Genomic DNA, 26340 nt, shown 5'->3' with positions numbered 1-26340 from the left:
GGCCGTCAGGCCCGCGACGGGCGTGACCGGACGTGCTCCAGCGACTCGTGGGCCAGCGCGAGGTCGGCTCCGGGATCGGCGCCGATCAGGACCACCCACTCCCGCATCGGCCGGCCGCTGCTGTTCGAGAAGGGTGCCCCGGCTCCGGAACGGACCAGCTCCGCCACCCGGCTCGCCGGGAGCTTGAGCACCAGCGACCCCGTCACGAGCATCGCGAAGATCGAGCCGTCCACCGTGAGCGCGTCCGCGCCGAAGCCCCGGTGCCCCTGCGCGCCGGGCGGAGACACCCCGGCCTCGTCCGAGAAAGCCGCGACGAGCGCGGCGAACCGGTCGGCGGTGTCCATGGCGGTCATCCCAGCCGTCCAGGAGCCGGCGCACAATGCCCGGCCACGCCCGTGGCGCCGGTCCACCAGCCGTGGGCGAGGATGCACCGGTGACACGAGGCGGGACCACGGTGGGGGAGCGGCGGTGAGCCGGCGTGGTTGGGTGCTGTTCCTGACGATGTCGGTCATCTGGGGCATCCCGTACCTGCTGATCAAGGTGGCCGTCGACGAGGTCTCCCCGGTCGTCGTCGTGTTCGCGCGGTGCGCCATCGGCGCTGCCCTCCTGCTGCCCTGGACGATCGCCAGGGGCCAGCTCCGGCCGGCGCTGCGGCACTGGAGGTGGCTGCTGCTGTTCACCGTCCTGGAGATGACCGGGCCCTGGCTGCTGCTGTCCTACGCGGAGCAGTCGCTGTCCAGTTCGCTGACCGGCCTCCTGGTGGCGGGGGTGCCGTTCGTCGCCGCACTCGCCGCGCGGCTCGCGGGGGAGGAGGAGCGGTTCACGCCGGTCCGCATCGCCGGCATGTGCCTCGGGGTCGTCGGCATCGTGGCGCTGCTGGGCCTGGACGTCGAAGGCGCGCAGCTGCTGCCGCTGGTGGCCGTCGCGCTGGTCGTCGTCGGCTACGCGACCGCGCCGCTGATCGTCAGCCGCAAGCTCCCCGACGTGCCCGGCGTCGCGGCGAGCTCGGTCGCGCTAGTGGTCACCGCGGTCGTCTACGAGCCCTTCGCCCTCCCGCGGACGGAGGAACTCACGGACGCCTCCGGCAAGGCGGTGCTCTCCCTCGCCCTGCTCGGCGTGGTCTGCACGGCGGTGGCGCTGGCGCTGTTCTTCGCGCTGATCCGTGAGGTCGGGCCGCAGCGGGCGCTGGTGATCACCTTCGTCAACCCCGCCGTCGCCGTCCTCCTGGGAGTGGCGCTGCTCGACGAGCCGTTCACCCTCGGCATCGCGATCGGGCTGCCGCTGATCCTTCTCGGCTGCGTGCTGGCCACCCGGCGCAGTCCCGTCCGCACCCGGCCGTCCGAGCTGTGCGACGTCGACTCGGCGGTGCCCTGACTCAGCCGAGGTGGCGCAGCTGCGGCCAGATCTCCGACCACGGCACGTACCGGTCCATGGCCCTCAGGATGGGCGTGCCCTGCTCGTCGTTGTCCAGCTCGACACCGTTGTCCACCCGGTCCACGACGGCGACCTGGCCGAACCACCGGGCCAGCTGTTCCTCGGGCAGGCCGACGGCGAGGACGACGTCGGTGTCCTCGGGCGGTGGTCCCCAGGTCCAGTAGGAGTTGTGGCCGCTGTACGCGGGCGCGAGGCGGGGGGCGAACCGGTCGACGGCACCGGCCTGTCCGTAGTTGCCGGTCAGGACGGCGACGCGGGCGTCGGCCGGCAGGTCGTCGCGCGCCCGCTCCACGGCGGCGGCCAACGCGGGCCATCCGACGGTCTCGCCGGCGTCGTAGTTGACCGCGGTGACGACGGCGCCCACCGCGGCCAGCGGCACGCGGGCGACCGGCTGCCGGAAGCCCACCGCCTCGGCGGTGTCCACCCGGGTCACGCCGGGACCGTAACGGCTCGGGGCGCCGGAGATGTCCGACGCGCGCGTTACCGTCCGCGACGTGGAGAGCCCCCCGGAGAGGTCCCGCTGCGGCTGGGCGGAGAGCGCACCCGAGTACGTCGTCTACCACGACGAGGAATGGGGGACGCCCCTCCACGGCGACGACGCCCTGTTCGAGCGGCTCTGCCTCGAGGCGTTCCAGTCCGGCCTGTCCTGGATCACCATCCTGCGCAAGCGGCCGGCCTTCCGGGCGGCGTTCGCCGGCTTCGCGATCGACGCGGTCGCCTCGTTCGGCGACGCCGACGAGGCGCGGCTGATGGCCGATGCCTCGATCGTCCGGAACCGGGCGAAGATCGCGGCGGCGGTGCGCAACGCCCGCGCCGTCCAGCAGCTGCCCGAGGGCCTGTCGGCGCTGTTGTGGTCCTTCGCCCCGACCGGGCCCCGGCCGCGGCCGGCCACGCTCGCCGACGTACCGGCCACCTCCGAGGAGTCCGTCGCCATGGCCAAGGAGCTGAAACGGCGCGGCTTCGTCTTCGTCGGGCCGACGACCGCCTACGCCCTCATGCAGGCCACCGGGATGGTGGACGACCACGTCGCCGGGTGCTTCCGCGCAGGCGCGGGAGGGTGACCTCGAGGGGCTCATGTTGGACGGACGGCGGTCATACGGGATCATTGACCAGCAGCGCACAGCAGCGACGGACGCCGCACGACTTCTGCCCCGGCAGTGGAGGTGCGGCAGGCGAAGGAGGCACGCATGGCGGCCATGAAGCCGCGTACGGGTGAAGGTCCCCTCGAAGTGACCAAGGAGGGGCGCGGCCTGGTCATGCGCGTACCGCTCGAGGGGGGCGGTCGCCTGGTCGTCGAGCTGTCACCCGACGAGGCGGCGGCGCTGTCAGAGGCACTGAAGGGCGCGACCAGCTGAACACCTCCGCGAGCCTGCCCCCGGGCAGCCCCGCGGACGACGCGGCCCCGGCCGTCGGCAGCTCGCCGGCGGCCGGGGCCGCGCCGTTGCCGCGGGTCGAGGTCCTGTCCGACATCCCCGCCCTGGGTCCCGACGACGTCCTCGCCGTCCCCGTCGCCACCGGCGGCGCCCTGCCGGCCTGGCTCAGCGCGTCCGTGTCGGCCCCGCCGGTGAGCCCCGAGCTGCTCACCGGTGCCCTGGCCGACACCGGCAACAAGGGATCGGCCGGCACGGTGACCGACGTCCCGGTCCCCGGGCGGCGCCCGCGCAGCGTCGTCGCCGTCGGCGTGGGGCAGGGGACGCTGCCCGATGTGCGGAGCTACGTCGCCACCGCGGTGCGGCGGGCGCAGACCCTGGCCGAGCACGGGGCCCGGCGGCTCGTCCTGCCGGTCGACAGCACGGCCGCCCCGGCCGGGGCCGCCGAGGTCCGCGCCGCCGTCGAGGCGGCGCTGCTGGGCGGGTACCGGTTCCGCGAGCTGTCCACGCCGCATCCGCCGCGGCTGGCGACGGTCACCGTGGTCGCCGCCGATGCCGCCGACCCTGCGGTGGTCGCAGCGGCGGAGGCCGGGCGCGCGTCCGCGGATGCGGTGGCCTGGGCGCGTGACCTGATCAACACCCCGGCCAACGTGAAGAACCCCGCCTGGCTCGCCGAGCAGGCCGTCGACCGGCTCGCGGCTCGGCCGCACGTCACGGTGTCGGTCCTGGGGCCCGAGGAGCTGTGCGCGGGCGGCTTCGGTGGCGTCCTGGCCGTCGGTGGCGGCTCGGCGTCCCCGCCGCGCGTGGTCGTCGCCACGTACCGCCACCCCGCGGCCGGCGCCGGGCACCCGGTCCTCGTCGGCAAGGGCATCACCTTCGACACCGGCGGCCTCTCGATCAAGCCGAACGCGGGCATGCGCGAGATGAAGACCGACATGGCCGGCGGAGCAGCGGTGCTCGCCGCCGTCGACGCCGCCGCACGGCTGGAACTGCCGATCACGGTGACCGCGGTCGTGCCGGCCGCCGAGAACGCGGTCTCCGGTTCCTCCTACCGTCCGGCCGACGTCGTCCGCCACGTCGGCGGCCGCACGACCGAGGTGCTCAACACCGACGCCGAGGGACGCATGGTGCTCGCCGACGGCCTGGCGTACGCGCGGCTGGAGCTCGGCGCGACGGTGCTCGTCGACGTCGCGACCCTCACCGGGGCCATGAAGGTCGCGCTCGGCACGAAGACGGCAGGCCTGTTCGCGACCACCGACGGGCTCGCCGACGCCCTGCGGACGGCGGGGATCCAGGCCGGCGAGCCGTCCTGGCGGATGCCGCTGCTCGAGGAGCACCGCGACCTGCTCGACAGCGCCGTCGCGGATGCCAACAACGCGCCGGGGAACCCGGGCGGGACGACGGCCGCGCTGTTCCTGCAGCCGTTCGCCGGCGACCTGCCGTGGGCGCACCTCGACATCGCCGGGCCGGCCCGCGCCGCGTCCGACGACGCGGAGGTGGTCAAGGGCGGGACCGGGTTCGGTGCGCGGACGCTCCTGCACTGGCTCGAAGCAGGCGCGCCGGTGGGCCCGGCCGGCGTCGTGCCGGCCCGGTGAGCGAGCCGGCGCAGGCCGGCGTCGTCTTCCCGGCCGACGCGGACGGGCGGCGCAGCACGGCCGCCCTGGGTCGCATGGTCGTCGCCGACGCCCTCCGGCCGGTCGACCCGGCCGGGGCGCTGGCGGCCGAGCAGGAGACCAACTGGCGCGCCGGGTACCTGGTGCACTTCCGCCGGCTGGTCGAGGCCGGCCTCACCTCCCGCGACGCCGCCGTGTCCATCGCCGGTGCCGGCCTGGACTCGCTGCACGCGAGGATGCGCGTCGTCCTGCCCGGCGACGGCGAGACCGGGGTGGACCGGCTGCGCACCGCCCCGGCCGGCCGCGCACTTGCCGGCGCGGAGGTCAGCGGGACGGCCGAGCCGGAGCGGCAGTTCTCCCTGCCCTACTCCGGGCAGCGGCTGCGCGACGCGGACCTGCTGCACAGGCTGGACACCTGGGTCGAGCAGGGCGTGATCGAGCCGTCGTGCGCCGAGGCGGTCCGCACCGTCGCCGCCAATCCGGACTGGCTCCGGCTGGACGGGCACACCGTGACCGTTCTCGGCGCGGGTGCCGAGATGGGCCCGCTCACGGCGCTGCTGCGCTGGGGGGCGCGGGTCGCGGCGGTCGACCTGCCGCGGCACCAGCTCTGGGAGCGACTGCTCGACATCGCCCGCCGCGGGGCGGGCACGCTCCTGGTGCCGACGTCCCAAGGCGCGGAAGGCGAGGGCGGGACGCTGGCCCGGTCGGCCGGCGCTGACCTGATCGTCGAGGTGCCTGCCGTCGCGGACTGGCTCGCCGGACTTCCCGGCACGCCGGTGCTGGGCAACTACGTCTACGCCGACGGCGCCACGAACGTCCGGGTGTCGATGGCGGTCGACGCGCTCACCACACGCGTCCAGGGCGTCCGCCCCGACGCCGCCCTGGCGTTCCTGGCCACGCCGACCGACGTGTTCGCCGTCCCCGGTGAGGCGGTGGACCAGTCCGTGCGCGCCTACGCCGGCCGGTCGGCCACGGCCAAGCTGCTCGGCCGGCCGCTGCGCACCCTCTCGGCCGGGCGGCTGCTGCGGCGGGCGTACGTGCCCGGCGCCGACCCCGGCATCAGCGACAGCCTGGTCGCCCAGCAGGGGCCCAACTACGCGCTGGCCAAGCGGCTGCAGCGGTGGCGGGCCGTCGTGGCCCGGGACGGCGGGACGACGGTGTCGATGAACGTCGCGCCGCCGACCCGGACGCGGTCGGTGGTCAAGAACCGGGCCCTCGCAGCGGCCTATGCCGGGGCGCACCGCTTCGGCGTCGAGGTGTTCGAGCCGGCCACCGCCAACGTCCTCATGGCCGCGTTGCTGGTGCACGACCTGCACACCGGCGGCGGGCCGGTGCATGCGCACCCGTGGCAGGACGAGGCGTACGCCGCGGCGCACGGCGGCCTCTGGCGCGCCGCGTATGCGCCACGCAGCGCGCTGGGCCTGGCCGCGGTGCTCGGCTACGGTGCCGCCCGCACCTGAGCCGGGTCAGGACGGGTGTCACGCAGGGCCGACCAGCTCCGCGACGATCTGGGCCGAGAGCGCGACCAGCGGGAGGCCGCCCCCCGGGTGTGCGGAGCCGCCGACCAGGAAGAGACCGGGGACCGGCGAGGCGTTCGCCGGGCGCAGGAACGCTGCGCGGGTGCCGTTGCTCGACGTCCCGTAGATGGATCCTCCGACGCTGCCGGTGTCCCGGGCGAGGTCGGCCGGGGTGCGCACGACCCGCCAGCGCAGCCGGTCGCGCACGTCGAGGCCGCGTCGGGCCAGCACGTCGAGGACCTGGTCGGCGTACCGGTCGGCCAGCCCGGGCTCGTCCCAGTCCACCCCGTGGGCCGGGTCGTGTCGCGGGGCGTTCACCAGCACGAACCAGGACTCGCTGTCGTCGTCCGGGCGGAGCGCCGGGTCGTCGGGGGCGCTGACGTAGACGGTCGGATCGGCCACCGGCTGGGGGACCCCGCGGCAGCGACCGGTGCCGAAGACCGCGTCGAACTCCGCGTCGTAGTCCGCGGGGAACAGGACGGTGTGGTGGGCCAGGTCCGGGGTGCGCCCCCGGAGGGCGAGCAGCAGGACCATCCCGGAGAGCGACGGGGTGGCCCGCGCGAGGTCGCGCCGCGCGGCGCGGGTGCGCCGGTCCTCCGGCAGCAGGTCCGCGTACAGCGCGGTGGCGTCGGCACCGGAGACGACGACGTCGGCGGTCACCCGTTCGCCGTCGTCGAGCTGCACCCCGGCGGCGCGCCCGCCCTCGAGGAGTATCCGGCGCACCCGGCAGCCCGTACGGAGCGCCGCTCCGTGCGCGGCGGCCCGTTCGGCGACGGCCAGGCCCAGGCGGTGCAGCCCGCCCCGGACGTACCAGGACCCGAACGACTGTTCCGCGTACGGCACGGTGGCCAGCACGGCCGGGGCCCGCCGGGGGTCCGACCCGGAGTAGGTGGCGTACCGGTCCAGCAGCATCCGCAGCCGGGGGTCCCGGAGCCGCTGACCGCCGAGCCCGCGCAGCGTCTGCCAGGGGGCGATCGTGGCAACGTCGGCGGGACTGCGCGCCAGCCGGGCCAGTGTCGCCGCTCCCTGCAGCGGCCGTCGCAGGAAGGGATCCTCGCTGATCCGCCACATCGCCGCGGCCCGGTCCATCAGCGCGGTCCACTGCGCGCCGGCGCCGGCGCCGCCGCCGAGGGCGTCGTCGAGCGCCTGCGGGATCGCCGCTGCGGACCCGGGCACGGCCAGGGCCGTCCCGTCGGCGAACCGGTAGGCGACGGCGGGATCCAGCCGGACCAGGTCGACGGCGTCCTCCAGTGGACCACCGGTCGCGGTGAACAGGTCGCGGTAGACCTGCGGCAGGGTCAGCAGGCTCGGGCCGGTGTCGAACGAGTGCCCGTCGCGGCTGTACCAGCCGAGCTTGCCGCCCACCCGATCGGACTGCTCGAGCACCGTGACCGAGTGCCCCTCGGCCGCCAGTCGCGCCGCCGCAGCGAGGCCACCGAGTCCGGCGCCCACGACGACCACCCGCGCCACCCCGCCACGGTAGCCCGCCCACGCTGCCCCGGACCGGGGGAGAGCGGTCGCGCCTCGTGGCGCACGCGGAGACCGGTCGGACCGGCTGAGCGATCTACCCGCGTCCGGCCGTCAGCAGCGGAGCGCGAGCACCGCGAGGTCGTCGGCGCCGTGCCGGGAACCGCTCAGGTGGTCCTCGACGGCGGCGTGCACGGCTGCCACGGTGGCCGCGGCGGTCAGGCAGTCGTTGCCGCCGAGCACCCGTGCCAGCCCCTCGTCGTCGAACTGCTGGCCGGCGTCGTCGCGGGCCTCGGTCACCCCGTCGGTGTACAGCACGAGGGTGGAGCCGGCGGACAGCTCGACCTGAACCTCCCCGAACCCGGCGCCGACGTCGATGCCCAGGGGCCGTGCCGGTGCGCCGATCTCGGTCGCCGTGCCCCCGGGGGAGCGCAGCAGGGGCAGCGGATGCCCGGCGACGCTCATCCGGGCATGGACGCCGGTGGGGTGCGGCTCGATGACCAGGCAGCAGGCGGTGACGAACCGCAACGGACCAGCGGTCTGCTCGTGCAGGAGCGCCGTGTTGACCGCGGCGAGGATCGCGCCCGGGCCGGCGCCGGTGAGGGCGGAGGCACGAGCGGTGTGCCGGGTCAGCGAGGTGATCGCGGCGGCCTCTGCTCCGGTGCCGCAGACGTCGGCGATCAGCACCATCCAGCGGCCGTCGGGCAGCGGCAGGACGTCGTAGGTGTCACCCCCGACGAACACCCCGTCGGCTCCGGCGCGGTAGCGGGCGGCGACCTCGACGCCCGGGATGTCGGGCAGATGGGACGGCAGAAGGCTCCGCTGCAGGGTGTCGGCCAGCTCGCGCAGCTCCGACTCGGCGCGCAGGCGGGCGAGGAACTGGCCGATCTGCCGCCCGGCGCTCGCCAGCACGTCCATCAGCTCCGGGGACACCGGCCGACGGTCGCGGGAGAAGAGCTCGCAGACGCCCAGCAGCGTGTCGCCGCGCAGGACGGGGAAGGCCACACCGGTGCGCAGGCCGTCCGCGCGGGCGGCCTCCGGGCGGATGAACCGCCGGTCGTTCCACAGGTCCTCGACGACGACCGGCTCGCGGGTCTGCCACACCAGCCCGGGCAGTCCCTCACCGCGGGCGAACGTGCGGACCCGCGTGTCGGCCTGCAGGGCCGGCACGGTCTGCCCGAGCGAGGTCCAGGTCCCGGCGCTCGCCAGCCGGCCGCAGCTCGTCGGCTGCCACAGCGTGGCGGCGTCCCAGTCCAGCTCCGCGCAGAGCGTGGGGAGCAGCCGCTCGAAGGCGACGTCGGCGTCCGGCGCCTCCGTGAGCGCGGCGGTGACCCGCAGCGTGGCATCGAGGTAGCGGGCGACCTCGAGCTGGCGTTCCAGGCGCAGCGAGGTGCTCACGTCACGGAGGACGCCGAGCATCACCCCGCCGACCACCGTGCCGTCACCGTCACCGTCGTGGTCGAGCCGGGAGACGGTGATCTCGACGGTCACCTCGGACCCGTTCGCGTGCCGGACCGGGATCTGGGTCGTCCGCGGGGCCGACAGGTCGGGCCCGCTCAGCAGTCGGTCGAAACCCGCGGCGTAGGCGACGTGCAGGCGCTCGGGCACGAGCACGGTCAGCGGCCGGCCCCGCACCAATGACGGGTCGTGGCCGAGCAGGGACCGCAGCGCCGGGTTCGCGTGGACGATGCAGCCGCTCCGGTCTGCGACGACCACGGCGTCCGGCAGTGCTTCGAGCAGTGCGGGTGCGGCGACCAGGGAGGTGGGCACAGGCGTCGTCTCCCTCCGTCGACCGTGTTGCCGACGTCAACGATCCCATACGCAGCGTGCGTTCCAGCGCACTGATTGTCGACATGTCGCCGAGGCGACAGATCGATCGCGGGGCGTCGCACCGGCGGATCGGACCGGCTCCGGCGCGTTCGTGCTGGTCGGCTCAGAACGCGTACCGGATGCGCAGCCACGGCGCGTGCTCGGCGATCAGCGCTGTCAGCTGCGCCACTCCAGCACGTTTGACGTCGCTGCGGTATCGCACGTTCGACTGGCCGTTCTGGCTCCGCTTGGGCTGCTGCAGGTCGGGGCGCCACAGCAGCTCCTCGGCCTGCGGGTGCCAGCCGAGGTTGACCTCGTGCAGCGCGCGCTCGTGGGTGAGCAGGATGACCTCCGCCGCCGCCTGCGCCTTGGCGGCCGGGGAGAGGACGTCGTCCAGCTGCTCCAGCAGGGCCGTCCAGTCGTCCTCCCACCCCTCCCGGAGGACGACGGGGGAGAGGTTCAGGTGCACCTCGTACCCCGCCTCGACGAAGTCGTCGACGGCGCCGATCCGTTCACCGATCCGGCTGGTCCGGACGTCGAGCACCCGGGCGTCCCGCTCGGGCATCACCGAGAACCGGACGCGGGTCCGGCCGGCGGGGTCGAGGTCGAGCAGCTGCCGGTTGACGTACTTGGTCGCGAAGGAGGCCTTCGCCGTGGGCAGCCCGCGGAAGGTGGCGATCAGGTCGGCCACGTTCTCGCTGACCATCGCATCGACCGAGCAGTCGCTGTTCTCGCCGATGTCGTAGACCCAGCTGACCGGGTCGCACTGGTCCGGCGCCGGCTTCGGCCCCTGACGGGCGACGTGCCGGCGGAGGTAGCCGGTGATCTGGTCGATGTTGGTGAAGACGGTGATCGGGTTGGCGTAGCCCTTGCGACGCGGGACGTAGCAGTAGGCGCAGGCCATCGCACAGCCGTTGGCCGTCGAGGGCGCGATCCAGTTCGCCGAACGCTCGTTGGGCCGCGCCGCGAGCGACTTCTTGACGCCGAGCACCAGCGTCTCGGTCTTGACCCGGACCCAGCGGTCGACGTTGCCCGCGTTGCCGTGCAGCTCGGGGATCTGCCAGTGGGAGGGCACCTCGAGCACCTCGGCGTCGGGGAACCGGGTGATCACCTGCCGCCCGCGGGGGGAGGCCGCGGCGGCCGGTTCGGCGTAGATCCGGGGGACCCGCAGCAGCCGGTCGTCCACCGCGACCTCCGGCGGGACGGGCGGTCCGACGTCGTCGAACAGGGTGAGCGCGTCCTCGGCCGTCACCTCGTGTACAGCGTCCGCGCGCGGCCCCCCATTCCGGATCCACGGTCCGGTCCGCCGGATCAGTCCGGTGGCGCGTCGAGGGCAGCCCGGTCGGGCCGGTAGCTGTACGCCGCCTGCCGCACGGCGTCGTCGCTCTCCAGACCCGCGCCCAGTGCCCCACCCACCGTCGCCAGCGAACTGATCAGCCAGGCCAGCTCCAGGTAGTCGGAGGCCTGCGCCGGATGGCCGAGTCCGTCGGCGAAGAGGCTGGGGACGACCAGCAGCAGGGAACCGGCCAGTGCGAGCAGGAACAGGACCGCGTACAGGGTCAGGACACCGATGAACACGGTCGCTGCGGTCGCCAGGTTGAACAGCGCGACCTGCTTGCGCACCCGGCGACTGTGCGCGCGCTCCGACAACTCGGCGCCCACGACCAGGGTCACGGCGGTGGCGACGACCGAGCCGACGGCGACGCCGGTGAGCCGCAGCCATCCGAAGTTGTCGGCGAGCCGCCAGATGTCGGGTGTCACCAGCGCGAAGACACCGGCGGCGATCGCCGCGGTCAGTGCACGGGAGAGGCGGACGGCCAGACGCCACGGCCGGTTGGCCCGCACCATGCCGCCCAGCAGCCGCAGGTTGCCCGAGAGGACCCGGGCGGCGAAGCGCACGCCTTCGGTGGAGTCGGCCGGATCGGTCGCCAGCTCGCGCAGGCGCCGCCCGACCGCCGCGCGGTCGTCGGGGTCGTCGTCGCCGTCGTCGTCCCCCAGCAGCGTGTGGACCAGCCCGGTGGCGGCCTCCAGCGCGCGGCGCCGGAGACCGACCGCCCCGAGGGCGGGCACGGAGAGGAGGGCGACGCCATGGACGGGGCTCGCGTGCCCGACGACCGGACGCCGGGACAGCTCGAGGGGCACGTCGGTGAGGGAGAGCACCAGGTCCCAGTCCTCGCTCAGCAGACGTCGGCGGGCCGCGTCGACCAGCTCGTCGTCGTCGGCCGGAGGCTGGACCAGGCCGTCGACGACCGGCCGCACCTCCCAGGAGACCTCGGGGTGCCGGGCGGACAGGTCCCGGGTCAGCGCGCCGGCGAGCCAGCCGGCCACGTCCGCCGGCGCTCCGGGCGCGGCGACCAGGCCGAGCACGACGACCGGTGCCGTGGCCTCGGTGGCGTCGCCGGACGGCGCGAGCAGGGTCACGGCGGGGAAGCATGTCATCCGGGGGCCGCTCCGCCCTCGCCCGCCCCGGCCGGCCGGCGACCTCAGTCGCTCGAGCGGACCGGGAGCACTGCGGGCCCGGACGGCCCGTGGACCACCTCGGCCCGGGCGCCGTAGTGGGTGTGCAGCGCCTGGGTGGTGAGCACCTCGGCGGGGGAGCCCTCCGCGACGACCCGGCCCTCCGACAGCAGTGCCAGCCGGTCGGCGTACTGGCCGGCCAGCGTGAGGTCGTGCAGGGTGCTGATGACGGTGAGCCCGTCCTGACGGCGCAGCCGGTCGACGAGGTCGAGCACCTGCTGTGCGTGGCCCAGGTCGAGGGCCGCGGTCGGCTCGTCGAGCAGCAGCACCCTCGGCTGCTGCGCCAGCGACCGGCCCAGGACGGCGCGCTGCTGCTCGCCGCCGGAGAGAGTGGCCAGTGGACGCTCGGCCATGGGCGTGAGACCGAGGCGCTCCATGACGTCCCCGACGATCTGCCGGTCGACCCCCCGCGGCGCCGCGAGCAGCGGCCGGTGCGGGGTGCGGCCGAGCGTGACGTAGTCGCGGGTGGTCACGCCGTCGGGGAGCACGGGGGTCTGCGGGGCGTAGGCCATGGTGCGGGCGCGTTCACGGCGCGGCATGCCGGTGGTCGGGACGCCGTCGACGCGGACCTGGCCACGGTGCGGGTGGAAGCCGAGGATCGACCGGAGCAGGGTGGACTTGCCCGAGCCGTTGGGCCCGATCACCGCCAGCCAGCCGCCCGGCTCGACGGTCAGCCGGACCGCGTCGAGGACCCGGGTGCGCCCGTAGCCGGCGGTCAGCCCGACGACCTCCACGCGGGCGCCACCTCCGGCGGGAGGCGCCGGGAGATCGGCCGGCCGCCGGCTCATCGCCGCCGTGCCCCGGCCCACAGCAGGCCCGCGAAGAAGGGGGCGCCGATGAAGGCGGTGACCACGCCGATCGGCAGCTCGGCCGGAGCCAGGACGACGCGGGCGACCAGGTCGCAGAGCACCAGGAACGCGCCTCCGACCAGCAGGGACATGGGCAGGACGCGGGCGTGCGAGCCACCGGTCAACCGGCGCACGATGTGCGGCACGACCAGCCCCACGAACCCGATCAGGCCGCTGACGGCCACCGCCGTAGCGGTCGCCAGCGAGGCGGCGAGGATGACGACCAGCCGCAGCCGGCCCGGGTGCACGCCCAGGGAGCTCGCCTCGTCGTCGCCGACGGCGAGGACGTCCAGCGCCCGCCCGCAGAGGAGCAGCACGGTGCAGGCGACGCCGAGGTAGGGCAGCACGAGGACGACGTCGGACCACTGGGACCGGCCGAGCTGCCCCAGCAGCCAGCCGTAGACCTCGCGCAGGTCGTCGGTGTTCTGCTGCTGCACCAGCGTCTGGGCCGCGGCGAGGAACGCGGCGACGGCGATCCCGGCCAGCAGCAGCGTCGCGCTGTGCGACCCTCCGGCCGCCGTCCCCAGGGCGAGGGCGCAGCCGACGCCGATCAGCGCGCCGACGAACGCGGCCAGCGGCACGATGCCGATCGGTCCGACCGACTGCACGGGGGAGTAGGCGATGACCAGCGTGGCCCCGAGGCCCGCGCCGGCGGCCGCGCCGAGCAGGTAGGGGTCGGCCAGCGGGTTGCGGAAGACCCCCTGGTAGGCGGCGCCGGAGATCGCCAGTCCGGCGCCGACGAGGGACGCGATGAGGACCCGGGGCAGGCGCAGCTCCAGCAGCACGGCGGCCTGCGCACCCTCCAGCCCGCCCGGTACCGAGCCGCCCAGCGGGGACAGCAGCCGGTCGAGCAGCGTGGCGACGACGGCGCTCGGGGGGAGGGGCAGTGCGCCCACCCACACCCCGGCCAGCAGGGCGAGGACGAGTGCCAGCCCCGCCCCGCCCAGGGCCGGCCCGGGCCGCCGCCGACCCGGCGCCGCCGGGCGGGCGGTGCCGGACCGGGTCCCGGGCGTCGTCGTCGTCATCGGTCTGCCGTTCTCAGCCCCGCAGCTCGGCAGCGACGGACTCGGCGAAGTCGGCGATCCGCGGACCCCAGCGGGAGGCGACGTCGTCGCTGGCCTCCAGCACCCGGTCCTCCTGCACGGCGGGGACGGTGTCGAAGGCCGGCCGCTGCGCGACCGTCTCGGCGGTCTGCTCGCAGCAGATGGTGTCCGCGAGGACGATCAGGTCCGGCTGCTGACCGACGATGTACTCGGCGGACAGCTGCGGGTATCCACCCGCGGCGTCGGCGGCGCTGTCGGCGATGTTCTCCAGGCCGAACAGTGCGTAGATGCTGCCGATGAACGTGCTGCTGCCCGCGGAGTAGAGGCTCGGGTCCAGCTCGTGGTAGACCCGCAGGCCCTCGGCGTCGGTGCCCACGGAGTCCACCGCGGCGGCGATCCGGTCCTGCACGTCGGCGATGACCTCGTCGGCCTCCTCGGCGTGCCCGGTCGCGTCCCCGAGCGTCTCCAGCTGCTCGTAGGTGTCGTCGATCGTCTCGGCGGCCGGCAGCAGCAGGGTCGGGACGGACAGGGAGTCCAGAGCGTCGACGATCCCGTTGAGGTCGTCGCTGAGGACCACCAGGTCGGGGGCGTACCGGGCGATCGCCTCCGCGTTCGGGGTGAACGCCGAGAGGTCCGTGGTGGGGGCCTCCTCGGGGTGGTTGGAGTTGTCGTCGACGGCCTCGACCTGCTCACCGGCACCGATCGCGAACAGCATCTCGGTGGCGGTTGCGGACATCGAGACGATGTTCTCGGGCTGCTCCTCGAGAGTGAGCTCGCCGTCGGCGCCGATCACGGTGACCGGGAACGCGCCGGACTCGGCTGTCGCGGCGGTCGCGCCGGAGTCGGAGGTGTCGCTGCCGCAGGCGGTGAGGGCCAGCAGCAGGGCGAGGAGGAGGGCCGGCAGGACGGCGGGTGCCGACCGCCGCGGATCCCGGGACGTCGTCCGCGGCCGGGAGAGGGAACGGGGCAAAGGAGGGCCTCCTGTGGAGGCGGCGAGCGTCGCCCATGAGCTGCCCGACGCTCGATACGCGACCCTTACCGCGAGGGTCGGTGACATGCCGAAGGGCAGGCGATCTGGCTCAGGCCACCCGAGGTGACCATCACAGTTGCGGGACAGCGCCGGGATTGCACCGGACTTCGCTGCCGCTGCGGCACCGACCCGGGGGTCGGCGGCTGGAAAGTACCAGGGGCCACGAGCCCCGCCGTCAGGTGCGGGCGGCGAGCACCGCGGAGTAGACCTCGACCGTCTGCTGGGCGATGGCCGGCCAGCCGAACTCGGTGAGCACCCGCTCGCGGCCGGCCGCGCCCATCGCCGCGGCCCGGTCCGGGTCGGCCAACAGCTCGGTGATGCCGGCGGCGAGTCGGCTCTCGAAGCCGGCGACGTCGTCGGGGTCGTAGTGCGCCAGCAGACCGGTGCGCCCGTCGGCGACGACCTCGGGGATGCCTCCGACGTCGCTGGCGACGACGGCCGTCCCGCAGGCCGCGGCCTCGAGGTTGACGATCCCCAGCGGCTCGTAGACCGAGGGGACGACGAACACGGTGGCGCCGGTGATCAGCGGCACGAGCTGCTCCCGCGGCAGCATCGCCTCGATCCACACCACGCCGCTGCGCCGGGCCTGCAGCTTCGCTACGGCGTCGGCCACCTGCTGCCGCTCGGCCGGGGTGTCGGCGGCGCCGGCGCAGAGGACGAGACCGACCTCGGGCGGCAGCTGCTCGGCGGCGGCCAGCAGGTGCATGACCCCCTTCTGCCGGGTGATCCGTCCCACGAACAACGCGTAGGGCCGGTCCGGGTCCACGCCCAGGCCGCGGACGACGTCGGGTGCCTGCACCGGCCGGTAGGCCTCGGCGTCCACACCGTTGCCCACGACGTGCACACGGGCGGGATCGAGGTCGGGATAGGCGTCCAGCACGTCGGTGCGCATCCCGTGGCTGACGGCGATCACGGCGTCGGCGGCCAGGTAGGCGCTGCGCTCCACCCACGACGAGAGCCGGTAGCCGCCGCCCAGCTGATCGGCCTTCCACGGGCGTCGCGGTTCCAGCGAGTGCGCGGTGACCACGTGCGGCACCCCGTGGACGAGCGCGGCCAGCAGCCCGGCGCCGTTGGCGTACCAGGTGTGGCTGTGCACGAGCTCGGCGTCCCCGAGTGCCGCCGCGATCTCGACGTCCACACCCAGCGCCTGCAGTGCCCCGTTGGCGTCCCGGAGACCGGCCGGGACCGCGTGCGCGGTGGCATCGGGACGTGGCCCGCCGAAGCAGTGGACGTCGATCTCGGGGCCGCTCGGCAGGGTGCGCAGCGCCGCGACGAGATGCTCGATGTGGACCCCCGCACCGCCGTAGACGTCCGGCGGCCACTCCCGAGTCACGATCCCGATCCGCACGCGCGCCACCCTAGGGGGCGAATCCCGCGCAGGCAGGTGGAGCGCCCGCCCCGAGTTGCGGCTACGTTGCGTGACATGCGCGGCGGTCCACGGGTTCTCGGCATCGTCCTGGCCGGCGGCGCCGGCAAGCGGCTGGCGCCGCTGACCGACGACCGGGCCAAGCCGGCGGTTCCCTTCGGGGGGAACTACCGGCTGATCGACTTCGTGCTGTCCAACCTCGTGAACGCCGAGATCCGGCAGATCGCCGTCCTCACGCAGTACAAGAGCCACAGCCTCGACCGGCACATCACGCAGACCTGGCGGATGTCGCAGCTGCTCGGCAACTACATCACCCCGGTGCCGGCCCAGCAGCGGCTCGGCCCGCGCTGGTACACCGGCAGCGCCGACGCGATCTTCCAGAGCCTGAACCTCATCTACGACGAGCGACCCGACATCGTCGTCGTGTTCGGCGCCGACCACGTCTACCGCATGGACCCGGGTCAGATGGTCGACCAGCACCTGCAGACCGGCGCCGGGGTGACGATCGCCGGGCTGCGCGTGCCGCGGCGGGAAGCGACCGAGTTCGGCGTCATCGACTCCGACGCCGAGGGGAAGGTGCGGGGCTTCCTGGAGAAGCCGGCGGAGCCGCCGGGTCTGCCGGACTCCCCGGAGGAGAGCTTCGCCTCCATGGGCAACTACGTGTTCACCACGGACGCCCTGCTCGAGGCGCTGCGCACCGACGCCGAGGACGAGAACTCGGTGCACGACATGGGCGGCTCGATCATGCCGATGCTCGCCGACGCCGGTGAGGCGTGGGTCTACGACTTCTCCACCAACATCGTCCCGGGGGCCACCGAGCGCGACCACGGCTACTGGCGCGACGTGGGGACGATCGACGCGTACTTCGACGCGCACATGGACCTGGTGTCGGTGACCCCGGTCTTCAACCTCTACAACGACCGCTGGCCCATCTTCACCCTGCCGCCGCAGCGGCCCCCGGCGAAGTTCGTGCTCGGTGGCCGCGCCGAGGAGTCGATGGTCAGCGCCGGGGCGATCATCGGCGGCGGCTCGGTCCACAACTCGGTCGTCTCACCGGGCGTCCGGGTCGAGCGCGGCGCCCGGGTGGAGGACAGCGTGCTCATGGACGGCGTCCACATCGGGGAGGGCGCCTACGTGCGGCGGGCCATCCTGGACAAGAACGTCGTGGTGCCCCCGTGGGTGCGGATCGGCGTGGATCCCGCGGCGGACAAGGAGCGGTACCACGTGAGCGCGGGCGGCGTGACCGTCCTCGGCAAGGGCGCCCGGGCCGTTCCCTGAGGCCCGTCCAGGGCCCGGCCCCCTGCACGGTCCCGCCGCGAGCTTGCGGGGGGCGGGGGGCAGGGGGTCCTTCGACGAAGCGTGCGGAGGACGCGGTCCTTTCTCAGCCGCGCTTGGTGGCGACCAGCAGGCCGGTGCCGATCGGCAGGACGGCGGACAGCAGCGACTCGTCCTCGCGGACGGTGCGGGCGATCTCCCGCCAGGCCACGGTCTGCGGGTCGCGAGCCGTGCGGTCGGCGATCCGGCCGCCACCGAGCAGGCCGTGGCAGGTCAGCGTGCCACCGACGCGGACCAGGTCCAGCAGGGCCGGCAGGTGCTCGGCGTACTCCCGCGGGGAGCCGGCGCAGACGACCATGTCGTAGGCGCCCGGGGAGAGGCGGGGGAGGACCTCGGCAGGGGTGCCGAAGATCAGCCGTGCGCGGCCGGGCGCCACACGGGCGTCCGCGAAGGCCTTGCGGGCGGCGCGCAGCTGCTCCGGGTCGCCGTCCAGGGCGGTCAGGACGCCGTCGGCGCGCATGCCACGCAGCAGCCACAGCCCGGCGAGACCGCCGCCGCTCCCGATGGAGACGACCGAGCGGGCCGCGACGCCGGCGGCGAGCACCGCGAGGACGGCACCGACGGCCGGCTCCACGGGTGGACTGCCGGGCAGGTGGACGGCCCGGGACCGGGCTTCCACCATCTCGGGTGTCTCGACGGCGAACCGGTCTGCGTAGGCGGCGCCCTCCGCGGTGCCGCCTCCCGGCGGTTGCTCGGCGCTCATCACCGGCCGAGGGTAGTGGCCGGGTCGCCCGACGGTCGCCGCCCCTCGACCGGGGGTGTCGCAGCCGGCCCCGCGGGACGGGAATCCTGTGGGTTTCCTGCGAGCCGCTGTGGGCGGGAACACCGACACCGTCGCCGTCCGTTGATCGTGTCGTGCGCCTGACGCGAGCCGCCAACGCCCATCCCACCGACGCGGGGGAGGTGTCGGGCTCGCGGGTCTGCGATCCTGAGGGCGTGTCCGAGCCCGCCGTCCGCCCCGAGGCACCCGAGCCCGAGGTGGCCTGGGTGGCGCCCAGCTGGGAGCAGGTCGTCCGCGACCACTCCGCGCGGGTCTACCGGCTGGCCTACCGGCTCTCGGGCAATGCGCAGGACGCCGAGGACCTGACCCAGGAGACGTTCGTCCGCGTCTTCCGCTCGCTGGCCGACTTCTCGCCGGGCACCTTCGAGGGCTGGCTGCACCGCATCACCACGAACCTCTTCCTCGACATGGTCCGTCGCCGGCAGCGCATCCGGTTCGACGCCCTGCCGGAGGACACCGAGCGCCTTCCCGGGCGGGCCCCCAGCCCCGAGCAGGTGTACGCCGACACCCACCTCGATCCCCAGGTGCAGGCGGCGCTCGACGCGTTGTCGCCGGAGTTCCGGGTGGCCGTCGTCCTCTGCGACATCGAGGGCCTGACCTACGAGGAGATCGCGGCGACCCTCGGCATCAAGCTGGGGACCGTCCGCAGCCGCATCCACCGTGGGCGGGTGCAGCTGCGCCAGGCCCTGGCCCATCTCGCCCCGGGCCGGCCGGCCACCGAGGTCGGAGGCCGGCCGACATGAGCATCCAGGAGAGCCACCTCGCGCAGGAGGCGATCGCCGCGCTCGTGGACGGTGAGCTGCCCCCCGGGCCCGCCGGTCGCGCAGCCCGGCACCTCTCCGCCTGCCTCCAGTGCCGGCTGGCCGTCGAGGCCCAGCGCGAGGCGAAGGAGGCGCTGCACGGCTCCCGCGACGTGACCGTCCCCGGTGACCTCATGTCGCGCCTCCGCGCCATCCCGTTCACCACCGATGTGCCGGGCGCCGGCAGTGGGCTGGGAGCCGTGGCCGCCGGACCGGCCGGACTGACCGTCAGCGGGCCCTCGGGCTCATGGTCGGTGGACCTGCAGCCACAGCAGGAACCGCCTCAGCGTCCCGCCCATGCCCGCTGGCTGCGCCGCGGGCTGGCCGGAACCATGCTCGGCCTCGGTGCGGGGGTCACCGCCCTCGCCCTCAACCTGCCGGCGGGCGGCGCTGCGGACTCCGGTCCGCGGGGCTCCGTCGCCGGGACCTCGGTGCCCGAGCAGCACACCGAGGTGGTTCCGCCGGTCGTCCGCACGGTCACCGTCGGGAACACCGTCCCGTCCGGCCCGGGCGGGACGCCCTGAGCACGTCCGGCGCGCACCCCTCCATGGGCGGGGAGGTGTCCTCCGGCAACGGTGGGGCTCCCCGTGACGAGGCCGTCTTCGCGCGACCTCCGGGTCAGACCGGGGCGTTCGCCGACGCGCCCGACCGGCTCGGCCCGCGACCGTCGAGCGCACCCGAACCCTCGGCCGGGCAACAGGCCGCCTTCGGCCGGCCGGCCACCGCCTCGGGTGGCTTCGCCGACGGCCGGCCGACCCTGCCGGCGCGCCCCGTGCTCCCACCGCCGGCCGAGGCGCTGCTCCGGGCGTTCGGCCCCGCGGCCGGCGGTCAGCGCGGCCTCCAGGAGCCACCCGGGGGACGGCCGGGCCGCCGGCGGACCGCCACCGGCCCCTGGTGGAAGCCGGACGCCCGCAGCGACCCCTGGCGCGACCCGTACGCCCCGGTCGCCCTGGGGGCGCCGGCCGTGTACGAGGAGGCCGCCCGGCCCGGTCCGATCGTCCTCGACCCGCAGGGACGCCGGAAGCTGCGGCTGCGCGACGTCTCGGTCAGGCTGTCGGTGCTGGCGCTGCTCGCCGTCCTGCTCGTCGGTGCCGTCGGCGGCGGGATCGGCTGGTACCTGACGAAGGCCAACGACGAGACGCCCCTGCTGGCACCGGGCACCCGGCTCTCCGAGGTCGACCCGGGCATCACCCGCGAGCCGGGCTCGGTGTCCCGGATCGCCGAGGACGTCATGCCCGCGGTGGTCTCGATCGAGGTGCGGGTCGGCCAGGCCGGGGCCACCGGCTCCGGCGTCGTCATCGACGGCGAGGACGGCTACATCGTCACCAACAACCACGTCGTCTCCGGCGCCGAGGGCGTGGAGGGGGCGGAGATCCGCGCGGTGTTCTTCGACGGCAGCGGGTCGGCGGCGCGCATCGTGGGGCGCGATCCGGCCAGCGACCTCGCCGTCCTGAAGGTCGAGAAGCCCGGCCTCGTCACCGCTGCGCTGGGCAGCTCCGAGGACGTCGTCGTCGGCGACCCCGTGGTCGCGATCGGCTCCCCGCTGGGCCTGGCCGGCACCGTGACCAGCGGCATCGTCAGCGCACTGGAGCGCCCCGTCCGGCTGTCCGGCGAAGGCAGCGACACCAACGCGGTGATCAGTGCCGTGCAGACCGACGCCCCGATCAACCCGGGCAACTCCGGCGGTGCGCTGGTCGACGCCAGCGGCGCGCTGATCGGCATCAACACCGCGATCGCCTCCACCGGCGCCGGGGGCTCGATCGGCCTGGGGTTCGCCATCCCCGTCGACTCGGTCCGGGACATCGCCGAACAGCTGATCTCCACCGGCTCGGCGGTGCACTCCTCGTTGGGCGTGAACACCCGCTCGGTCACCGACGGCACGCGGGACGGCGCCCTCGTCCTCAACGTGGAGCCGGGCAGTGGCGCGGCCGCCGCCGGCATCCGCGAGGAGGACATCGTGATCGCCGTCGAGGGGGAACCCGTGCGGAGCTCGGAGGAACTCGTCGTCGCCGTCGACGCCCACGACCCCGGGGAGACGATCACCGTCGAGGTCGTGCGCGGGGGCAGCTCCACCGAGGTCGAGGCCACGCTCGACGCCGCCTGAGGCTCTGTCCAGGGGCCCGCCCTGAGCCTGCGAAGGGTGGGAGGGCAGGGTCCTTCTACGCTGGGAGCCACGGAGAAGGGAGCGGCGGTGTTCGACTCGATCGGCTGGGGCGAGATCATCGTGCTCGCCCTCGCCGCGCTGTTCATCTTCGGGCCGGAGCGGCTGCCCGGTCTGGCCAAGGACGCCGCCGCGGGCCTGAAGCGGGTACGGACGGTGGTCACCGGCATCCGCGAGCAGGTCAACGAGTCGCTGGGCGATGACCTGCCCGAGCTGCGGGACCTCGACCTGCGCAAGTACCACCCGAGGACGTTCCTCCGCGACCAGCTGCTCGGCGACGACGACGAGGGACCTCCGGTGCAGCGGGGGAGTGGCGCGACCGCCGCCGCACCCGTGGTCACCCGCCCGCGCGATCACGCGGCTCCGCCGCCGTTCGATCGCGACGCCACGTGATCTGTCGTCCTCCGGACGACACCGCGGCCACGTGCCGTCCCCGCTCGCGGTGAGCCGCTGAGTCCTTCCTCGCGGGAGCCTCCGGCCCCCACTCGTCAGGACGGAACCGTCAGAGCCGGGCGTCGGTCTCGGCGGCCTTCTTCAGCCGCTCGAGCGTCTCGGTGATGCCCTCCCGGTTGCGCTCCGGGAACTTCGTCGCGCGGACGACCGCGGTGGTGACCGGATCGGCTCCGGACATGTCGAAGGTCTCGGTGACCCGCGTTCCGCCGTCGGGGGTGGGCACGAGCTCGTAGCGCCAGCGGTTGGCGGTGAAGTGCCGCCAGGCGATCCGCCGGTCGGCCTCGAACTCCACCACGCGGTTGCGGATCACGTAGGGGATGCCGAACAGCCGCATCCGCACGGTGAAGGTCTGCCCCGTCGCGGTGATCCGATCAGGTCCCGCGACGACGGAGCCCACCGATCCCGAGCCGTCGATGCGGGAGTGCTGACGCGGGTCGGCGAGGATCGCGAACACCGCGGCCGGTGGGGCGTCGACGTCGATGCTGTCCGAGACCACCGTGTCGCTCATGGGCCGACCGTATGCGACCGGCCCCGGACGCACCGACGAACGGGGGGCTGGAGGCCTCCCTGAGGAGGTGCGCACGGGGCTCAGCCGGCGGGGGGACGGCACCTGGTCGCGGTGTCGTCCGGAGGACGACGGTGTTATCGGCGGACCGGGGTCAGCCCGAGCGACATGCCGGCGAGACCGCGCTGGCGGACGGCGAGCCCGTCGGCGATCTTCTCCAGCGCCTGCGCCGCGGCCGACTCGGGCTCGGCGAGGACGATCGGCGCACCGGCGTCCCCGGCCTCGCGGAGCCGCGTGTCGAGCGGGATCTGGCCCAACAGCGGCACCCGGGCACCGAGCGTGCGGGTCAGCGCGTCGGACACGGCCTCGCCCCCGCCGGAGCCGAAGACTTCCATGCGCGAGCCGTCGGGCAGCTCGAGCCAGGACATGTTCTCGACGACGCCGACCACCTGCTGGTGGGTCTGCGTGGCGATGGCGCCGGCCCGCTCGGCCACCTCGGCGGCGGCGAGCTGCGGCGTCGTGACCACGAGGATCTCGGCGTTGGGGACCAGCTGGGCGACGGAGATCGCGACGTCACCGGTGCCCGGGGGGAGGTCCATCAGCAGGACGTCCAGGTCGCCCCACCACACGTCGGCGAGGAACTGCTGCAGCGCGCGGTGCAGCATCGGTCCGCGCCAGACGACGGGCGTGTTGCCCGGGGTGAACATGCCGATCGAGATGACCTTCACGCCGTAGGCCTGCGGCGGCATGATCATGTTGTCGACCTGGGTCGGCTTGTCCTCGACGCCGAGCATGCGCGGCACCGAGTGGCCGTAGATGTCGGCGTCGACCACACCCACCGAGAGCCCCCGCTTGGCCAGGGCCGCCGCCAGGTTCACCGTGACACTGGACTTGCCCACGCCGCCCTTGCCGGAGGCGACGGCGTAGACGCGGGTCAGCGAGCCCGGCTGGGCGAAGGGGATCACCGGCTCGGCGGCGTCGGAGCCACGGACGGTCTTCCGGAGCTCGGCCCGCTGCTCGTCGCTCATCACGTCGAGGGCGACCGCGACCGAGGTGACGCCGGGGACGGCGGACACGGCCTGGGTGACCCGGTTGGTGATGGTCTCGCGCATCGGGCAGCCGGCCACGGTGAGGTAGACGTCGACGCGGACTGCGCCGTCGGCGCCGATCTGCACGTCCTTGACCATGCCGAGCTCGGTGAGCGGGCGGTTGATCTCCGGGTCCTGGACGGTGGCCAGAGCGGCGGTGACGGCGTCGAGCGCCGGCGAGCCGGTCAGCGTGTCGGACATGGTTGCGTGTGTCTCCTTCGACGGGGAACCCGCCCGGCGGCCGGCCTGCGGACAGCGGCGACCTGCGCAATCGGGTCGCCTGCCACTGTACGGCGGTCGGTGGACGCTGCCGTTCGGCGGAGGGTGATCCCAGGCGCACGAGTTCGCCTCGTAGGGTCGCCGGAGTGACCTCCGGCGCCCGCTCCGCGACCCTGCGCGACGCGATCGGGCTGGGTCTGGCCGTGGGCCTCTACGGCGCCGCCTTCGGAGCCGCGGCCGACGCCGCCGGGCTGGACCTCTGGCAGACGGTGACCATGTCGGCGCTGATGTTCACCGGCGCCTCGCAGTTCGCGCTGGTCGGCGTCCTCGGGGCCGGCGGCAGCGCGCTGGCCGCCGTCGGGGGCGCCCTGCTGCTCGGCACCCGCAACACCGTCTACGGCGTCCGCCTGGTCCCGCTCCTGCAGCCGCGGGGCGTCCTGCGGCGCCTCGGGACGGCGCACTGGGTCATCGACGAGACGACGGCGCTCTCCATCGCCGCGCCGGACCGCCGCCTGGCACGCCTCGCCTTCCTGGCAGGCGGGGCCTCGATCTTCCTGACCTGGAACCTCATGACCGTCGTCGGCGCCCTCGGTGCGGCCGCCTTGACCGGTCCGGCGCTGGCGGCTCTCGACGCCGTGGTCCCCGCGGCGTTCCTGGCCCTGCTCTGGCCGCGGCTGCGGACGGGATTCCCGGAGGCCGCGGTCCAGCGACGGGTGGCTGCCGGTGGCGCCGTCGTCGCGCTGGCGCTGACCCCGGTCGTGCCGGCCGGCGTGCAGGTGATCGCCGCGGTGGTGGCCGTCGCCCTCGCCGGGCGGCCCCGGCCGCGCGAGGAGGTGGCCACGTGAGCGGAACGGCTCTGTGGGCGGCGGTGCTCACCGCCTCGATCGGCTGCTATGTGCTCAAGCTCGCCGGGCTGTCGGTGCCGGCGTCCTGGGTCGAGCAGCCGTGGGTCGCCCGGATCGTGGACTTCGTGCCGGCCGCGCTGCTGGCCGCGCTCGTGGCGGTGCAGGCGCTCACGTCGGGCGACCAGCTGGTGCTCGACGGCCGCCTCGCCGGCCTCGCCGTCGCGGCGGTCGCGCTGGCGCTGCGCGCGCCGTTCATCGTCGTCCTGCTACTGGCCGGCGCTGCGGGCGCGCTGGTGCACGTCCTCACCGGCTGACGGCGCGCGCTGCGGGCCCCGCGGCGCCCGCGCGCGCGAGGCGATCGGCGCGTCAGGTGACCGGGTCGCGGCGCCGGAGCCTCTCGCGGCGATCGTCGCCGTCGTCGCTGGTGAGTCGGTTCAGCTCGCTGCGGATGAAGTCGCGGGTGGCGAGCTCGCCGACGGCCACCCGCAGGGACGCCAGCTCGCGCGCCAGGTACTCGGTGTCGGCGCGGGTCGAGGCGGCCCGGGCGCGGTCCTCCTCGGCCTGCACGCGGTCGCGGTCGGCCTGCCGGTTCTGGGCCAGCAGGATCAGCGGCGCGGCGTAGGCGGCCTGGGTGGAGAAGGCCAGGTTCAGCAGGATGAAGGGGTAGGGGTCCCAGCGCAGCTGGACCGCGGCCACGTTCAGCGTGATCCAGACGATCACGATGATCGTCTGCACGGTGAGGAACCGGCCGGTGCCCAGGAACCGGGCGATGCTCTCGGCGAACTGGCCGACCGCGTCGGGATGCAGCCTGAGGAAGCTGGTGACCCCGCGCGTGCGCCCGCGCGGCACGTCCAGCCGTGGGGTGTCAGCCACGGCGGGCCCGCTCACGCCAGTCGTCGGGCAGGAGATGGTCGAGGACGTCGTCGACGCTGACCGCGCCCACCAGCCGGCCCTGGGCGTCCACGACCGGGGCCGCGACCAGGTTGTACGTGGCGAAGTAGCGGGTGACCTCGGCCAGTGGAGCCTCGGGTCGGAGCGGATCGAGGTCGTCGAGGACTCCGCTGACCAGGGTGGACGGCGGTTCGCGGAGCAGCCGCTGGATGTGGGCCAGGCCCAGGTAGCGGCCGGTGGGAGTGGCCGACGGAGGGCGACAGACGTACACCTGGCTCGCCAGCGCCGGGGTCAGCTCCGGCTCGCGCACCCGCGCGAGCGCCTCCGCGATGGTGGCGTCCGGAGACAGGATCACCGGCTCGCTGGTCATGATGCCGCCGGCGGTGTCCTCCGAGTACTTGAGCAGCTGGCGCACCGGCTCGGCCTCGTCGGGCTCCATCAGCTCGAGCAGCCGGTTGCGGTCGACGTTGGAGAGCTCGGCGAGCAGGTCGGCGGCGTCGTCAGGGTCCATCTCCTCGAGGACGTCGGCGGCCCGGCTCTCGTTCAGCGTGCCCAGGATGGTGACCTGGTCGGCCTCGGGCAGTTCACCCAGGACGTCGGCCAGCCGCTCGTCGTCGAGCGCCTCCGCGACCTCGTGCCGGCGCTTGATCGGCAGGTCCTGGAGAGCGTGCGCGACGTCAGCCGCATTGAGGTCCCGGTAGGTGGCGATCAGCGTCTCGGCGCCCTGCCCCGTCTGCGGCAGCGCCAGCCCCTCGACCTCGTCCCAGGCGAGCTGGTGCAGCTGCCCGCGGCGGCCCAGCCGGCCGGGCTCCTGGACGGCGAGCCGGGAGAGCACCCAGTCGCCGGTGCGGGTCTGTTCGATGCCGGCGTCCACCACGTGGGCCGGCCGCCCGCTCTCCGCGATCCGGACGGTGCGGTCGAGCAGCTCACCGAGCACCAGCGTCTCGCCGGCACGCTGCTCGAAGCGCTTCAGGTTGAGCGTGCCCGACGCGAGCATGACCGCGCCCGGGTCGACGGCGGTGACCCGGCCCATCGGCACGAAGATCCGGCGGCGGGCGACGACCTCGACCACGATGCCGAGCACCCGGGGCGTGGCCGTGCCCACCCGCAGGGCGACGACCACGTCGCGCACCTTGCCCACGCGGTCGCCGTTGGGGTCGAACACCGTCAGCCCGGCGAGCCGGGAGACGTACGCCCTGCTCACCGTGGTCACGGAACCTCCTCGTTGGCGCTCTCGGCCCGGTGACC

At 74.6% G+C, this 26340-nt stretch carries 27 protein-coding genes and 1 riboswitch; of the genes, 12 read left to right on the top strand and 15 right to left on the bottom strand.

Annotation, left to right across the window (positions count from 1 at the left end; translation table 11 throughout):
- Window positions 1-5: 5 nt before the first annotated feature.
- Window positions 6-353 (bottom strand): hypothetical protein, encoded by a 348-nt coding sequence (locus CHB94_RS14775; RefSeq protein WP_089337329.1) that lies wholly within the window; start codon window positions 351-353, stop codon window positions 6-8.
- 115 nt (window positions 354-468) lie between these two features.
- Here CHB94_RS14775 and CHB94_RS14770 point away from each other — a divergent pair, with 115 nt between their 5' ends.
- Window positions 469-1374: a DMT family transporter gene (locus CHB94_RS14770; protein ID WP_089337328.1), complete on the top strand. Its 906-nt coding sequence runs from the start codon at window positions 469-471 to the stop codon at window positions 1372-1374.
- A 1-nt stretch (window position 1375) separates the two neighbouring features.
- Here the strand turns inward: CHB94_RS14770 and CHB94_RS14765 are convergent, their stop codons facing one another.
- Entirely contained in the window at window positions 1376-1867 is a 492-nt protein-coding gene (locus CHB94_RS14765) for a hypothetical protein (protein ID WP_176445571.1), read from the bottom strand.
- A gap of 61 nt (window positions 1868-1928) precedes the next feature.
- Here CHB94_RS14765 and CHB94_RS14760 point away from each other — a divergent pair, with 61 nt between their 5' ends.
- The 4 genes from CHB94_RS14760 (at window position 1929) to CHB94_RS14745 (ending at window position 5877) form a co-directional block, all read left to right on the top strand.
- Window positions 1929-2495, top strand: coding sequence for a DNA-3-methyladenine glycosylase I (locus CHB94_RS14760; RefSeq protein ID WP_254920659.1), 567 nt, complete (start codon window positions 1929-1931; stop codon window positions 2493-2495).
- Between the two features lie 126 nt (window positions 2496-2621).
- Complete coding sequence (locus CHB94_RS14755) at window positions 2622-2789, top strand: DUF3117 domain-containing protein (RefSeq protein ID WP_012947303.1); 168 nt, start codon at window positions 2622-2624, stop codon at window positions 2787-2789.
- A gap of 86 nt (window positions 2790-2875) precedes the next feature.
- Entirely contained in the window at window positions 2876-4399 is a 1524-nt protein-coding gene (locus CHB94_RS14750) for a leucyl aminopeptidase (protein ID WP_089337326.1), read from the top strand.
- Complete coding sequence (locus CHB94_RS14745; RefSeq protein WP_089337325.1) at window positions 4396-5877, top strand: hypothetical protein; 1482 nt, start codon at window positions 4396-4398, stop codon at window positions 5875-5877. The genes CHB94_RS14750 and CHB94_RS14745 overlap by 4 nt, the downstream gene beginning before the upstream one ends.
- Window positions 5878-5895: 18 nt before the next feature.
- Here the strand turns inward: CHB94_RS14745 and CHB94_RS14740 are convergent, their stop codons facing one another.
- The 8 genes from CHB94_RS14740 to glgA form a co-directional block, all read right to left on the bottom strand.
- Window positions 5896-7404, bottom strand: coding sequence for a phytoene desaturase family protein (locus CHB94_RS14740; protein WP_089337324.1), 1509 nt, complete (start codon window positions 7402-7404; stop codon window positions 5896-5898).
- Window positions 7405-7515: 111 nt separating this feature from the next.
- Window positions 7516-9171: a SpoIIE family protein phosphatase gene (locus CHB94_RS14735; RefSeq protein ID WP_089337323.1), complete on the bottom strand. Its 1656-nt coding sequence runs from the start codon at window positions 9169-9171 to the stop codon at window positions 7516-7518.
- Window positions 9172-9334: 163 nt separating this feature from the next.
- Window positions 9335-10462, bottom strand: coding sequence for a spore photoproduct lyase family protein (locus tag CHB94_RS14730; RefSeq protein WP_217899312.1), 1128 nt, complete (start codon window positions 10460-10462; stop codon window positions 9335-9337).
- Window positions 10463-10521: 59 nt separating this feature from the next.
- Window positions 10522-11631, bottom strand: coding sequence for a hypothetical protein (locus CHB94_RS14725; protein ID WP_254920658.1), 1110 nt, complete (start codon window positions 11629-11631; stop codon window positions 10522-10524).
- Window positions 11632-11693: 62 nt separating this feature from the next.
- Complete coding sequence (locus CHB94_RS14720; protein WP_254920657.1) at window positions 11694-12461, bottom strand: ABC transporter ATP-binding protein; 768 nt, start codon at window positions 12459-12461, stop codon at window positions 11694-11696.
- A 50-nt stretch (window positions 12462-12511) separates the two neighbouring features.
- A complete protein-coding gene (locus CHB94_RS14715; RefSeq protein ID WP_089337322.1) occupies window positions 12512-13600 on the bottom strand; it encodes a FecCD family ABC transporter permease in 1089 nt (362 codons plus the stop codon).
- Between the two features lie 13 nt (window positions 13601-13613).
- On the bottom strand, window positions 13614-14588 hold the full coding sequence (locus tag CHB94_RS14710) for an ABC transporter substrate-binding protein (RefSeq protein ID WP_254920656.1): 975 nt from the start codon (window positions 14586-14588) through the stop codon (window positions 13614-13616).
- Window positions 14589-14644: 56 nt separating this feature from the next.
- A riboswitch (adenosylcobalamin (AdoCbl) riboswitch) is annotated at window positions 14645-14785 on the bottom strand.
- 38 nt (window positions 14786-14823) lie between these two features.
- A complete protein-coding gene (gene glgA / locus CHB94_RS14705) occupies window positions 14824-15996 on the bottom strand; it encodes a glycogen synthase (protein WP_089337320.1) in 1173 nt (390 codons plus the stop codon).
- Window positions 15997-16071: 75 nt separating this feature from the next.
- On the opposite strand from glgA, the gene glgC reads away from it, so the two are divergent.
- Window positions 16072-17292, top strand: a complete 1221-nt coding sequence (gene glgC, locus CHB94_RS14700; RefSeq protein ID WP_089337319.1) for a glucose-1-phosphate adenylyltransferase — start codon at window positions 16072-16074, stop codon at window positions 17290-17292.
- 103 nt (window positions 17293-17395) lie between these two features.
- Here the strand turns inward: glgC and CHB94_RS14695 are convergent, their stop codons facing one another.
- Window positions 17396-18052: an O-methyltransferase gene (locus CHB94_RS14695; RefSeq protein ID WP_089337318.1), complete on the bottom strand. Its 657-nt coding sequence runs from the start codon at window positions 18050-18052 to the stop codon at window positions 17396-17398.
- A 233-nt stretch (window positions 18053-18285) separates the two neighbouring features.
- Between CHB94_RS14695 and sigE the strand changes: the two genes are divergently transcribed.
- The 4 genes from sigE to CHB94_RS14675 all read left to right on the top strand — a co-directional run bounded on the left by sigE (window position 18286) and on the right by CHB94_RS14675 (window position 21484).
- On the top strand, window positions 18286-18873 hold the full coding sequence (sigE, locus tag CHB94_RS14690) for an RNA polymerase sigma factor SigE (RefSeq protein ID WP_089337400.1): 588 nt from the start codon (window positions 18286-18288) through the stop codon (window positions 18871-18873).
- Window positions 18870-19454, top strand: coding sequence for an anti-sigma factor family protein (locus CHB94_RS14685; protein WP_089337317.1), 585 nt, complete (start codon window positions 18870-18872; stop codon window positions 19452-19454). The genes sigE and CHB94_RS14685 overlap by 4 nt, the downstream gene beginning before the upstream one ends.
- Window positions 19455-19489: 35 nt before the next feature.
- Window positions 19490-21034, top strand: coding sequence for a S1C family serine protease (locus tag CHB94_RS14680; RefSeq protein ID WP_254920655.1), 1545 nt, complete (start codon window positions 19490-19492; stop codon window positions 21032-21034).
- Between the two features lie 87 nt (window positions 21035-21121).
- The gene (locus CHB94_RS14675) at window positions 21122-21484 is read left to right on the top strand and encodes a twin-arginine translocase TatA/TatE family subunit (protein ID WP_089337315.1); all 363 of its coding nucleotides are present in this window, start codon (window positions 21122-21124) and stop codon (window positions 21482-21484) included.
- 109 nt (window positions 21485-21593) lie between these two features.
- On the opposite strand, the gene CHB94_RS14670 is transcribed toward CHB94_RS14675, so the two are convergent.
- The gene (locus CHB94_RS14670; protein ID WP_089337314.1) at window positions 21594-22052 is read right to left on the bottom strand and encodes an SRPBCC family protein; all 459 of its coding nucleotides are present in this window, start codon (window positions 22050-22052) and stop codon (window positions 21594-21596) included.
- A gap of 134 nt (window positions 22053-22186) precedes the next feature.
- Window positions 22187-23338 carry an Mrp/NBP35 family ATP-binding protein gene (locus CHB94_RS14665; protein ID WP_089337313.1) on the bottom strand — a complete coding sequence of 384 codons (1152 nt, stop codon included), beginning with the start codon at window positions 23336-23338 and terminating at the stop codon, window positions 22187-22189.
- A 164-nt stretch (window positions 23339-23502) separates the two neighbouring features.
- Between CHB94_RS14665 and CHB94_RS14660 the strand changes: the two genes are divergently transcribed.
- Complete coding sequence (locus CHB94_RS14660) at window positions 23503-24201, top strand: AzlC family ABC transporter permease (protein WP_089337312.1); 699 nt, start codon at window positions 23503-23505, stop codon at window positions 24199-24201.
- Complete coding sequence (locus CHB94_RS14655) at window positions 24198-24515, top strand: AzlD domain-containing protein (RefSeq protein ID WP_089337311.1); 318 nt, start codon at window positions 24198-24200, stop codon at window positions 24513-24515. Before CHB94_RS14660 ends, CHB94_RS14655 begins: the two co-directional genes overlap by 4 nt.
- A gap of 52 nt (window positions 24516-24567) precedes the next feature.
- On the opposite strand, the gene CHB94_RS14650 is transcribed toward CHB94_RS14655, so the two are convergent.
- Together CHB94_RS14650 and CHB94_RS14645 are read right to left on the bottom strand one after the other, a co-directional pair.
- Entirely contained in the window at window positions 24568-25074 is a 507-nt protein-coding gene (locus CHB94_RS14650; RefSeq protein ID WP_089337399.1) for a DUF1003 domain-containing protein, read from the bottom strand.
- On the bottom strand, window positions 25067-26305 hold the full coding sequence (locus CHB94_RS14645) for a magnesium transporter MgtE N-terminal domain-containing protein (protein ID WP_089337310.1): 1239 nt from the start codon (window positions 26303-26305) through the stop codon (window positions 25067-25069). Before CHB94_RS14645 ends, CHB94_RS14650 begins: the two co-directional genes overlap by 8 nt.
- Between the last annotated feature and the right edge of the window lie 35 nt (window positions 26306-26340).

Source organism: Blastococcus mobilis, assembly GCF_900188025.1.
Taxonomy (GTDB): Bacteria; Actinomycetota; Actinomycetes; order Mycobacteriales; family Geodermatophilaceae; genus Blastococcus_B; species Blastococcus_B mobilis.
The sequence above is the reverse complement of the archived record's forward strand: the minus strand, read 5'-3'. Positions and strand labels throughout refer to the sequence as shown.